At 24.7% G+C, this 11,979-nt stretch carries 11 protein-coding genes; all 11 read left to right on the forward strand.

Annotated elements, in window-relative coordinates:
• Window positions 1-28: 28 nt before the first annotated feature.
• The 11 genes from cysS to JNO41_RS01080 all read left to right on the forward strand — a co-directional run bounded on the left by cysS (window position 29) and on the right by JNO41_RS01080 (window position 11,979).
• Window positions 29-1,345 (forward strand): cysteine--tRNA ligase, encoded by a 1,317-nt coding sequence (cysS, locus tag JNO41_RS01030; protein WP_238055117.1) that lies wholly within the window; start codon window positions 29-31, stop codon window positions 1,343-1,345.
• 64 nt (window positions 1,346-1,409) lie between these two features.
• Window positions 1,410-3,707, forward strand: a complete 2,298-nt coding sequence (locus JNO41_RS01035; protein WP_161554984.1) for an HAD-IC family P-type ATPase — start codon at window positions 1,410-1,412, stop codon at window positions 3,705-3,707.
• Window positions 3,708-3,746: 39 nt separating this feature from the next.
• Window positions 3,747-4,463 carry a 23S rRNA (guanosine(2251)-2'-O)-methyltransferase RlmB gene (rlmB, locus tag JNO41_RS01040; RefSeq protein ID WP_121464048.1) on the forward strand — a complete coding sequence of 239 codons (717 nt, stop codon included), beginning with the start codon at window positions 3,747-3,749 and terminating at the stop codon, window positions 4,461-4,463.
• An 81-nt stretch (window positions 4,464-4,544) separates the two neighbouring features.
• Window positions 4,545-4,703, forward strand: coding sequence for a 50S ribosomal protein L33 (gene rpmG / locus JNO41_RS01045; protein WP_432729597.1), 159 nt, complete (start codon window positions 4,545-4,547; stop codon window positions 4,701-4,703).
• A 26-nt stretch (window positions 4,704-4,729) separates the two neighbouring features.
• The gene (locus tag JNO41_RS01050) at window positions 4,730-5,125 is read left to right on the forward strand and encodes a hypothetical protein (protein WP_121464050.1); all 396 of its coding nucleotides are present in this window, start codon (window positions 4,730-4,732) and stop codon (window positions 5,123-5,125) included.
• An 18-nt stretch (window positions 5,126-5,143) separates the two neighbouring features.
• Window positions 5,144-5,752 (forward strand): transcription termination/antitermination protein NusG, encoded by a 609-nt coding sequence (gene nusG / locus JNO41_RS01055; RefSeq protein ID WP_121464051.1) that lies wholly within the window; start codon window positions 5,144-5,146, stop codon window positions 5,750-5,752.
• A 177-nt stretch (window positions 5,753-5,929) separates the two neighbouring features.
• A complete protein-coding gene (gene rplK, locus JNO41_RS01060; protein WP_121464052.1) occupies window positions 5,930-6,355 on the forward strand; it encodes a 50S ribosomal protein L11 in 426 nt (141 codons plus the stop codon).
• A 52-nt stretch (window positions 6,356-6,407) separates the two neighbouring features.
• Window positions 6,408-7,094 carry a 50S ribosomal protein L1 gene (gene rplA / locus JNO41_RS01065; protein WP_121464053.1) on the forward strand — a complete coding sequence of 229 codons (687 nt, stop codon included), beginning with the start codon at window positions 6,408-6,410 and terminating at the stop codon, window positions 7,092-7,094.
• 89 nt (window positions 7,095-7,183) lie between these two features.
• Complete coding sequence (gene rplJ, locus JNO41_RS01070; protein WP_121464054.1) at window positions 7,184-7,672, forward strand: 50S ribosomal protein L10; 489 nt, start codon at window positions 7,184-7,186, stop codon at window positions 7,670-7,672.
• A gap of 47 nt (window positions 7,673-7,719) precedes the next feature.
• Window positions 7,720-8,103, forward strand: coding sequence for a 50S ribosomal protein L7/L12 (rplL, locus tag JNO41_RS01075; protein WP_121464055.1), 384 nt, complete (start codon window positions 7,720-7,722; stop codon window positions 8,101-8,103).
• Window positions 8,104-8,247: 144 nt separating this feature from the next.
• On the forward strand, window positions 8,248-11,979 hold the full coding sequence (locus tag JNO41_RS01080; protein WP_121464056.1) for a DNA-directed RNA polymerase subunit beta: 3,732 nt from the start codon (window positions 8,248-8,250) through the stop codon (window positions 11,977-11,979).

Here is an 11,979-nt window from a genome sequence, read left to right on the forward strand (position 1 = left end):
ATATAAATAGAATAAAAAGGATTTTATTTTGAAAATTTATAATTCTTTAACTAATCAAAAAGAAAAATTTTATACATTAGAACAGAAAAAAATAAATATTTATGTTTGCGGTCCTACAGTATATGAACATTTGCATATAGGCAATATAAGGTCTTTGATTTTTTTTGATCTTGTGAAAAAATATTTTTCTATTTTAGGTTGGCAAGTTCGTTTAATAGTAAATATTACGGATATCGATGATAAAATTATTCAAAAAGCAATAGACAATGAAATGTCTGAAATTCAGATATCTCAAAAATATACAAAATATTTTTTAAATTTATTATCGAAATTAGAAATTACAACAATAGATAAACATCCTTTAGTAACTGATTATATTCCAGAAATAATATCATATATAGAGAAATTAACTCAAAAAGGATATACGTATATCATAAATGAAGGAGTTTATTTTAAATCGAATTTAATTCCTCATTATAGTTTATTAAGTGATCAAAATTTAACAAAATTAAAACAAAATTCTAGGAATATAACATTAGATGTTCAAAAAAAAAATAAAGAAGATTTTATTTTATGGAAAAAAACTAAAGTCGGAATTAAATATGATAGTCCTTGGTTTCCTGGACGACCAGGATGGCACACAGAATGCGTTGTAATGATTAATAGTATCTTTAAAAATACTATAGATATTCATGGCGGAGGAATTGATTTAAAATTTCCACATCATGCTAATGAACAATCTCAATTTTGGGCTATAGAGCAAAAAAAATTAGCTAATTTTTTTATGCATATAGGATATGTTGAATATAATAAAAATAAAATGAGTAAATCTTTAGGAAATGTTATTTTAGCGAAAGATTTATTAAATAAATTCGGTCCAAATATTATTAAAATGTTTTTTTTATCTTATCATTATTCACAACCTATTCATTATAATGATAATTCAATAGAAGAAATTAAAATAAAATATGATAAAATATTTTATACTTTAAATAAGAATAATTTTCAATTAATTTTAAATAAAATTTTTATTAAAGGCGTTGATTCGTTTTATATTGATAAATTTCATTCTTTGATGTCAAATGATTTTGATACTCCTAATGTTTTAACTTTAATTGAGGAATTATTAAAAAAAATAAATAAAACCGATGAATTAGAATATTTAGCTAGATTACAAAATACATTGATTTATTTATTGAAAAGTTTAAATATCAATGTTGTTTTAAAAAATGTTACTGAAGAACAAATTAAAATTTATTATTTATGGTTTGAAAAACATAAAAAAAAGGATTTTTCTGAATCTGATGTTTTAAGAAATATTTTAAAAAAAGATATGCTAATTTAAAAAAATATATTTTTGAAATTTTTCTTATTATATGATAAATATAGTTAAAGATGGTATATATAATATGATTAATCGAAAGAAAGATAATCAAATGAAAAGAAATGATTTGTTATTTGATATTAAAGGACTCAGTTCAGAAGAAGTAGAACAAAAAATAAAAGATAAACAAAATAATGTATTAACAAAAAATATTAATAAAAGTATTTTAGGAATTATTTTGAGTAATGTCTTTACTTTGTTTAATTTTTTATTGTTTCTAATTACTTGTCTTATTATTCATATAAAACATTTTGAAAACTTATTTTTTTTGTTTATCAATATATTAAATGTTTCTATTAATATTTTTCAAGAAGTTAAGGCGAAAAAAACCTTAGATAAAATTTCTATATTACAATTTAACCATACTAAGGTGATTAGAAATGGTTTTTTAACCGAAACGTTAATCGAAAATGTTGTTATTGATGATGTTCTTTTTTTGGAATTAGGTTCTCAAATTGTTGCTGATTCTAAAATAATAAAAGGGGTGTTAGAAGTCGATGAATCTCTTTTGACAGGAGAATCACGTTCTATTTTTAAAAAAGAAGGAGATGTTTTATATTCTGGAAGTTATGTTTTAAGCGGAAATGCTTACTCCAAAGTTTTTTGTGTAGGACACGAAATGTATATTTCTAAATTAACACAAGAAGCGAAAAAATATAAAAAAATTAAAACACCTTTGATTCAAAATTTATCTTTATTAATTTGGTTTATTTTTTGTTTATTGATTCCAACATCTTTGATTTTATATTTTTTTCCTGCAAAAATTGATATTAAACAAGATTCTTTTGTTTTAGGATTATGTGGTTTTGTTTTAGGTACTCTTCCTGCCGGATTGTTTCTTTTAACTAGTACTACTTTATTTGTAAGTTTTATTAAATTAGCTAAAAAAAAAGCTTATATGAAAGAACTTTTTGGGATAGAAATGTTAGCTATAATAGATGTCCTTTGTTTAGACAAAACAGGAACTATTACAGATGGCACTATGAAAGTAAAAAATATTTTAAAATACAAAGATTATAATTTATTTCCCGAAGATTTGTTTTTTGATATTATTAATGTTTTCCCTCAAAATAATCCGACTCAAAAAGCTTTATATCAAGAATTTTGTTCTTTGTCAAGAAAAAATCAAAAAAAAGACATTTATAAAATTTCAAAAACTCAACCTTTTTCTAGTATTAATAAATATAGCGCGGTAGAGATAGATAAAATAGGGACTTTTGTGTTAGGAGCTCCTGAATTTATTTTAAAAAAACAATTTAGTGAAATTAAAAATGATTTCCAAAAAGAAACTAAATTAGGATATCGAGTTTTGCTTTTGGCTCAAACTGATACTTCATTAGATAATATTAATGATAATACTAATTATAAAATTATATCTTTGATTTCTTTAGAAGATCAAATTAAAGAAGATGCTTTTGATATTATTAATTATTTTATTCAAAATGGTATTAGTGTCAAAATTATTTCAGGAGATAATTCCGAGACAATATCTTATATCGCTAAGAGACTGAATATTATTAAATCCTCAAAACAATCAATTAATTTAATGAATTTAGAATCAAATGAATTAGATGATGCTTCTTTGAAATATAATGTATTCGGAAGATCTACTCCGAAACAAAAACAAATAATTATTCAAAATTTAAAAAAACAAAATCATAAAGTAGCGATGATAGGCGACGGTGTTAATGATATTTTAGCCTTTAAAGAAGCGGATGTATCGATTGCTATGGCTTCAGGGAATGAAGCTTCCAAAAATACTGCTAATTTAATTTTGCTTGATTCTCAATTTCATTCTTTACCTCAAGTAGTTACTGAAGGAAGAAGAGTTATTAATAATTTACAAAAAATTTCTATTTTGTTTTTAACTAAAACAATTGTATCTTTTTTGTTAGCGTTTGTCGTTATATTGTGTAACTTTTATTATTGGTCTACTAACTCTACAACAATAATTCCATTTCCTTTAAAACCATTACAATTTAATTTAGTTGATACTTTTTTTATTGGCATTCCGTCTTTCTTTTTAGCTTTAGAAATGAATAATAAAAAAGTAAATAAATCTTTTTTTAGGATTATTTTTCACAAAGCTTTTCCTTATTCTTTATTAATAGCTTTGTTTTATTTTTCGTTAATATGTTTCACTTCCTTGAAACTAGATCAAATTTCGTTTTTATTAAGTATATTTATTGCTTGCGTCTTTTTTAATTTGTTAATATATAATTGCATCCCTTTTAATAAATGGAAAAAAATATTAATTTTTATAGTTTTTTCTGGTTTTATTTTGAGCTTTTTATTTCTTAAATTTCGTTTACAATGTTTATAATTAATTTTATTTTTTTATCTAAAGAAAGATTTATGAAAAATGATAGTTTACGGAAAAAATGTAATTAAAGAAGTTATTAAAAATAAAAGGTTAATTCATGAATTATATGTAAATTATAAAATTAAAGATAAATCTTTTTTAGATTTTTTAAATCAAAATAATATTGAATATAAATTTGTAGATAAACATCAATTAAATGAAAAAGCAAATAGTTTCGAACATCAAGGTGTTGTAGCAAAAGTTGCAAATTATGAATATCAGAATTTATTTTCTTTTTTAGATTCTGACTCTTTTAAGTCTAATCAATTTAAAAGATTTTTGATTTTAGATGAAATTCACGATCCACATAATTTTGGTGCTATTTTAAGAACTATTGAAACGTTACAATTTGATGGCGTTATTATATCTCAAAAAAATCAGGTTCTTTTGAGTGGCGCTGTAGCTAAAGCATCTAGTGGAGCTTTAGAATATGTTAATATTTTTTTAGTAGATAATTTATTTAAAACTATTATTTATTTGCAAAGTAAAGATATTGTTGTTATCGGTACTGATTCAAAAACTGATTTAAATTTAAATAAAGTAAATACAAATTGTTCTCTTGCTATTGTTTTAGGAAACGAAGGGAAAGGAATACGACCTTTATTAAAACAAAAATGTAATTTTTTAATGAAGATACCTATGAAAGGACGCATTAATTCTCTTAATGTAAGTATAGCTGCCGCTTTGATAATGTATGCATTACAAAATAAAAATTAATTTGGTAATTTTATAAATAATTTATATGTTAAAATAGTTAAAGTGATTATATTTATTTTATTATCATTTTTTTAAGGAAGATTGATTAATTTAGAGGTAATGAAAAAAAATATTTTAATTTGTAATTGTTGTTTAAGTCGTAATTATCATGTTACTGTAGCTAATCGTAGTAATCGTTTGATTTTAAAAAAATATTGTCCCCAATGCAAAAAACATGTTTTGCATGAAGAATCAAAGTAATTGATTAAGAAAAGGAAATTTTTATTATGGTATCAAAAAAAAATAAAACAGAAGAATTAATTGTTAATCCTTTATACGATATTCTTAAAAAAGAATATGGTTTTAAGAATGTTTTTTTTCTCATTTGTTCTGTTATTTCTATGGGTTTGTTAAAAACTTTATTTAAAATAAACGAGTGTGGCGAAAAAATATTTTACTCTTTTTTCACTTTATCTTTTTTTGTGTTTTTAATTAGTATTTATCCTTTTATTAAAAAAAGTATAAAAGATATTAATTTGATTGTTTGGCCTTTGTTTCATGAAATTATATTTAAAATAATAAATGTTGTTTGTTTTAGTTTGGTTTTGATAGGTATGTTTCGGTTTTTTAATTGGTTATATTCATGTATTGATCCCGTCGAAACATTAAAATCTCTAAAATAATAGAATAGATGTTTAAAAATGAAAAAAAAAGAACAAATAAATGATAAAGAAGATATTTTAGAAACTGAAACAAAATCAAAAAATGAAGAAGCTAAATGGTATATTGTCCAAACTTATTCAGGTTATGAGAATTCTGTGAGAGAAGATTTATTAAAACTGGCTAATAGTGGATTGCCCATTTCTAAATTTATTTTTGAGGTTATTTGCCCTAAAGAAAAATATTTTAAAATAAAATCTGACGGAACTAAACAAGAAAAAGAAAGAAAGATGTTTTCTGGTTATGTTTTTGTTAAAATGATTATAACTGAACACACATGGTTTGTAGTTCGTAATCTACCACAAGTAACTAATTTTTTAGGTTCTATAAAGGGTAATAATGCTAAACCGGTCCCTTTGAATGATTCCGAAATAAAACCTATTTTAATTAAGATAGGGCTTATAAAAAAACCGAGTTATGAACATTTAATTAATAAAAAAGTAGAAATTACTGGTGGTTCTTTTGTGGGGAAAATAGGTACAGTATCTTTTATAGATAGTAGCAAAAATATAATGGTAGTAGAAGTTGATTTGTTCGGGAGAAACACTCCTATCGAAATTTCTCTTTCTTCTTTCAAAGAAATTACGTAATAATATAATTATGTGAAGTTATACTATTGTTTTTTGTTATAAATTATGTTATAATTTTGGGAACTTGTTTTTCTTTATAAAATTTTTATATATAGCTTTATTTTTATAAAATTTATAAATTTTATAAATTAACGATTTTAATAAACTAATATTAATAAATGAGGTTTTATTACTATAATGGCAAAAACAGTTGTTAAAACTATTAAGTTACAAATTAATGCGGGGAAAGCTAATCCTGCTCCGCCAGTAGGTCCAGTTTTAGGACAGGCGCAAGTCAATATACCTTTATTTTGTTCTAAGTTTAACGAAGTTACTAAGGATAAGATAGGTTTTAAAATTCCTGTTGTTATTTATGTTTATGATGACAGAACTTTTGATTTCATTACTAAAACTCCGCCTGCTAGTGATCTTTTAAAAAAAGCTGCTAATATTGAAAAAGGATCATCTAATTCTAAAAAAAATAAAGTAGCTACTTTAACGAATAAACAAATAGAAGAAATTGCTAAAAACAAATCTTCTAACTTAAATTCTTATGATTTAGAACAGTCTTGCAAAATAATAAAAGGTACTGCGTCTAGTATGGGTATTGATATAGTTGAGTGATTTTTAATATTTTTTAGAAAGAATTTATGTTTTATAATAAAGTGTTTTGATTATGAAAAGAAGTAAAAAATATTTAAATATTAGTAAGTTGATAGATTGTAGTAAATTATATTCTATCGATGAGGCTATAAAATTAATAAAAAAAACTAAAGTTACTAAATTCGATTCTACTGTAGAATGCAATTTATCTTTACAGTTGGATTCTAAAAAAGCAGATCAAAATTTACGTGGAGCTTTGGTTTTACCTCACGGAAGTGGTAAAAAACTAAAAATCGCTGTATTAGCAAAAGGCGCTAAAGTTAAAGAAGCTGAAGAAGCAGGCGCTGATTATGTTGGTGATCAAGATTTAGTTGAACGTATTTCTAAAAATTGGTTAGGCTTCGATGTTTTGATAGCTACACCAGATATGATGCCTTCGATTTCTAAATTAGGAATTATTTTAGGACCTCGTCGTTTAATGCCTAATTTAAAATTAGGAACTGTAACAGATAATGTTTTTAAAATAGTTCAAGAAATTAAAAAAGGTAGAATAGAATATAGATTAGATAAAAATGGCAATTTACATACCATTTTAGGAAAAATTTCTTTTAAAGAAGAAGATTTATTAGATAATTTTAAATTTTTATATGAACATTTAATATCTATTAAACCTAAGACAGCGAAAAGTAATTTTATCAAATCAATAACTATTTCCACAACAATGGCGCCGGGTATTAAAGTTGATTTCGCTTCTGTTTAAAAATATAAATTTAAAAATATAAAGAATTTATTTTTAAATTTAGTATTTTTAAAAATTAAGAATAAAAAATAATAAGGATTATTATTGTTATGACAAATCTGGCTATTATTGAACAAAAAAGAACTGATGTAGATTTATTAATTCAAAATATTAAAAAATCGGACATAATTATTTTGTTTGAGTATCAAGGAATAAAAGTAAGTGATTTAACTGAATTACGTGTTGAATTACAAAAACAGAATAGTATGATTAGAGTATATTCTAATAATATATTAAAAAGAGCTTTTAAATCAGCTGATTATAATGAATTATCGGATTTATCTAAATATTCTAAAGCTTTATTGTTGAGTTCGGGTGATTCTATGGAACCCATCAAAATTTTATTCAATTTTGTTCAAAAAAATAAATTTTTAAAAATTGTTAAAGGTATTATTGATAATAAAATATATTCTTGTAATGTTATTAATGATATAGCAGTTTTACCTTCTAAAGAGCATGTATTAGCTATGTTATCATCAGGAATGATGTTCGCTTTAAGAGAATTAACAATTAGTTTAAATATGTTATTAAATAAATAATTTGTTTAATTTTTTAAAATTTAAATATGATAAAGGAGTTTGGCGCAATGGCTAAATTAACTAAAGAAGTTTTTATAGAAGCTTTAAAAAGCATGACTTTATTAGAAATTAAAGAATTAGTAGATGGTATAAAAGAAGAGTTCGGAGTTGATCCTTCTAATTTAGTATCTTCTAATTCAAATGTTTCGGATTCCCAAGGAGAAAAAGTAGAAAAAACTAAAGCTACAGTTATTCTTAAAACTTTCGGAGATGCTGGCAAGAAAATTGCGATTATTAAAGAAATTCGTGAAATAACTGGTTTAGGAATACTTGACGCTAAAAAATTAGCGGAAACACCTAATGCTGTTATTAAAAAAGATCTTGAAAAAGCAGAAGCTGAAGAAATAAAGAATAAATTAGAAAAATTAGGCGCTACGGTTGAATTGGAATAATTTTTTTAAACTGAGCTATTTTTTTAATTGAAAACCTAAGATATAATTTTTCTTAGGTTTTTATTTTCTTATATTTGATTTATTTTTTAGATTTTTGTTTTTAAAAAAAAGAATAGTTTATTATATGGGTTGGAGCTTAAAAAAATGAAGAGATATTGTAATATCAAATACGGTACTAAAGCAGAACGTCGTAATTATTCTAAAATGAATTATGATTTTGAATTACCTAATTTAATAAAAACACAAATGGATTCTTTTGATTTATTTTTAAAAAAAGGAATTCAAGAGGCTTTAAATGATATTTCTCCTATACAAAGTTATAACGGTAATTTAAAATTGTATTTTGATGATTTTTATTTAAATGAACCTAAATTAGACATTAAAGAAGCTAAAAAAAGAGATTTTAGTTATTTTTCTGAATTATTTGTTAATGTGAGATTAGAAAACGTTTCTACTGGAGAAATTAAAAAAAGTCGAGTTTTAATGACAGAATTACCTTTAATGACTCCTTCGGGAACTTTTATAATTAACGGAACAGAAAGAGTAATTATATCTCAAATTATACGTTCATCAGGTACCTATTTTACTGAAAAATTTGATTCTAAATTAAATAAAGTTCGTTATGAAGCCCAAATTATTCCTACAAGGGGGGCTTGGATTGAATACGAACAAAGCAATAAAGACATTCTTTATGCTAAATTAGATCATTCAAAAAAAATTCCTTTAATTAAATTTATTAATGTTTTAGGTTTTAATAGCAAAGAAGAAATAATATCTGTTTTTGGGGAAAACCCTCTTTTAGAATTAAGTTTTAATAAAAATGATGAGTTAAACACAAATGATGCTATTATAGAATTATATTCTAAATTAAATCAAGGCGAAAAAGTTTCTGTTAAATCTGCTCGTGAATTTATTAGCAAAAGATTATTTGATCGTAAAAAATATGATTTATCTTTTGTAGGTAGATATAAACTTAATAAAAAATTAGATGTTTTGAATAGAATTGAAAAAACTTTTTTAGCATATGATTTGAAAGATATTGATACTGGAGAAGTTTTGCTTCCTAAAGGGACTTTATTAACAAAAGATATTATTGAGGAATTAAAAACTAAAAGACATCATTTTAGAAAACAATTAATTAATTCTAAGATGAATTTAGAAAATGAAGTCGATGAAGAAGAAAATATTTTTACTTATAAAAAAGACGATTCTAAGGACGACATTTATATAAAAGACAATATTTTTCATATTTTGACAGGAGAGATTTTAGTTGAAGAAGATACTTTATTAAATGATGAAGTAAAAGAAATTTTACAACAAAATAGAGATAATTTAGAAGAATCTGTTATAGATTTTTTTCTAGAAAATAATAATTTTTATGAAAATGAAAAAGAAACTCAAAGCAAAAATATTTTAAATGAAGTTTTAGTTATTTATTTTTTAGATGATAACGATAATAAACGTTTTATTAAAGTAATAGGTAATAATCAAGATGAAAAAGGAAAAAATATTTTTTTATCTGATATTATCGCTAGTATTAGTTATTATTTGAATTTATATCAAAATATAGGTAAAAAAGACGATATTGACTACTTAGGTAATAGAAGATTAAGATTAGTAGGAGAATTATTACAAAATCAATTTCGTATTGGTTTGTCTAGATCTGAAAAAAATATTAAGGATAGGATGTCAACTAGTAAATTCGAAACAACAACAACTAGCGGATTAGTTAATTTTTCTTCTTTAGCGATAGTTATTAAAAGGTTTTTCGGAAGTTCACGTTTATCTCATTTCATGGACCAAATTAATCCTTTAGCTGAATTAACTCAAAAAAGAAAAATTTCTGCTTTAGAAACCGGTGGCATTGATCGTGATCGCGCAGGTGTCGAAGTAAGAGATGTGCATAATTCTTATTATGGAAGATTATGTCCTATAGAAACACCAGAGGGCCCTTCTATTGGCTTGATTTCTTCTTTATCTACTTATGCTCAAGTAGATCAATATGGTTTTATTAAAACTCCTTTTTTTAAAGTGATTCATACCGATGGTTCACATAGAGTATCTAAAGATTTTAAATATTTAACTTCTATTCAGGAAGAAGAACAAATTATTGCTTCAGCAGATACTATTTTAAATGAAGACAATACTTTTCAAAAAAATAAAATTATCGCTAGAAAAAATGGAGAAACAGGTCTTTATGATGTTTCAAAAGTTAATTATATAGATGTTTCGCCTAAACAAATAGTTTCTGTAGCAACTTCTACTATTCCTTTTTTAGAACATAATGATGCTTCTAGAGCTTTAATGGGAACAAATATGCAACGCCAAGCTTTACCTTTATTGATTACAGATTCTCCTATTGTAGGTACAGGAATCGAGCATAGAGTAGTAAAAGATTCTGGTTGTTTGGTTTTATCTGAAAAAGACGGGTTTGTTTCTTATGTTGATTCTCAAAAAATTATCATTAAGTCTGATGATGAAACAGAAAAAGTTTATAAATTAACTTCTTTTGCTAAATCAAATCAAAATACTTTGATTTTGCATAAACCTATTGTTAAAAAAAATGAATTTGTTAATAAAGGTGATATTATAGCTGATGGTCCGGCCACTGATAAAGGTGAATTAGCTTTAGGAAAAAATATAACCGTAGCTTTTATGACTTGGGATGGTTATAATTATGAAGATGCTATTATTATGTCAGAAGATTTAGTTCGTAATGACGTTTATACTTCTGTTCATATTACTAAATACGAAATTTATGCAAGAGAATTAAAAAAAGGCGCGGGTAAAGAAGAGATTACTCGTGAAGTTCCTAATGTAAGTGCTGAAGCTATTAAAAATTTAGATCACAGAGGAATTATTATTCCAGGGTCAGAAGTTAAAGAAGGCGATATTTTAGTGGGGAAAATAATTCCGCAAGGAACTTTTGAACCTTTACCTCATGAAAAATTAATTCACACTATTATAGGAGAAAAAGCACGTGATTATAAAGATGCTTCTTTGAGAGTTCCTTTTGGAAAAGCAGGAGTTGTTCAAAGTGTCGAATATTTATCTGTTTCTGATGGCGATGTTTTATCCACACCAGGTGTAAATCAAAGTGTTAGAGTTTATATTGCTCAAAAAAGAAAAATTAAAGAAGGCGATAAAATAGCAGGGCGACACGGTAATAAAGGTGTAATTTCTCGTATTTTACCCAAAGAAGATTTGCCTTATATGGCTGATGGTACAACTATTGATATTATGTTGAATCCTTTAGGTGTTCCTAGTAGGATGAATATCGGACAAATTTTAGAAATGCATTTAGGTTTAGCTGCTAAAAAATTAGGTATTAAAGTAGCTACTCCAGTTTTTGATGGCGCCGATAATGAAGATTTGAAAGATATTATGAAAGAAGCTAATTTATCTTTAGATGGCAAAATGACTTTATATGATGGTAGAACTGGCGAACCCTATGATAACCCTATTTCTGTAGGTACATTATATATGATTAAATTATCACATATGGTAGATGATAAGTTACATGCTAGAAATGTAGGTCCTTATACTTTAATAACAAATCAAGCTACTCGTGGTCAAGGAAGTAGCGGTCCAGGCGGACAAAGAATTGGGGAAATGGAAGTATGGAGTTTATATGGTTACGGTGCAGCTTATACTTTAAGAGAGTTTTTAACTGTCAAAAGTGATGATATAATAGGACGTAATAAAACTTATAATGCTATAGTTAATGGGTTGCCTTTACCTAAACCTTCTATTCCTGAAAGTTTTAGAGTATTTTCTAAAGAATTACAATCTTTAGGTTTACATGTGGAACTTATCGAAGCTAATACTCATGAGAATAAAGTTAATCATTCTTTAGTTAATCAAAACAAGGAGTAA

Source organism: 'Prunus avium' virescence phytoplasma (assembly GCF_050916135.1).
In the GTDB taxonomy this organism is placed as follows: domain Bacteria; phylum Bacillota_I; class Bacilli_A; order Acholeplasmatales; family Acholeplasmataceae; genus Phytoplasma; species Phytoplasma ziziphi.

Bases quoted from the DNA above. Each gene is read 5' to 3' on its own strand.
- nusG (WP_121464051.1), top strand. From the start codon at position 5,144: ATGAAAAAAAAAGAACAAATAAATGATAAAGAAGATATTTTAGAAACT.
- JNO41_RS01035 (WP_161554984.1), top strand. From the start codon at position 1,410: ATGATTAATCGAAAGAAAGATAATCAAATGAAAAGAAATGATTTGTTA.
- rplA (WP_121464053.1), top strand. From the start codon at position 6,408: ATGAAAAGAAGTAAAAAATATTTAAATATTAGTAAGTTGATAGATTGT.
- rplJ (WP_121464054.1), top strand. From the start codon at position 7,184: ATGACAAATCTGGCTATTATTGAACAAAAAAGAACTGATGTAGATTTA.
- rlmB (WP_121464048.1), top strand. From the start codon at position 3,747: ATGATAGTTTACGGAAAAAATGTAATTAAAGAAGTTATTAAAAATAAA.
- rplK (WP_121464052.1), top strand. From the start codon at position 5,930: ATGGCAAAAACAGTTGTTAAAACTATTAAGTTACAAATTAATGCGGGG.
- JNO41_RS01080 (WP_121464056.1), top strand. From the start codon at position 8,248: ATGAAGAGATATTGTAATATCAAATACGGTACTAAAGCAGAACGTCGT.
- rplL (WP_121464055.1), top strand. From the start codon at position 7,720: ATGGCTAAATTAACTAAAGAAGTTTTTATAGAAGCTTTAAAAAGCATG.
- JNO41_RS01050 (WP_121464050.1), top strand. From the start codon at position 4,730: ATGGTATCAAAAAAAAATAAAACAGAAGAATTAATTGTTAATCCTTTA.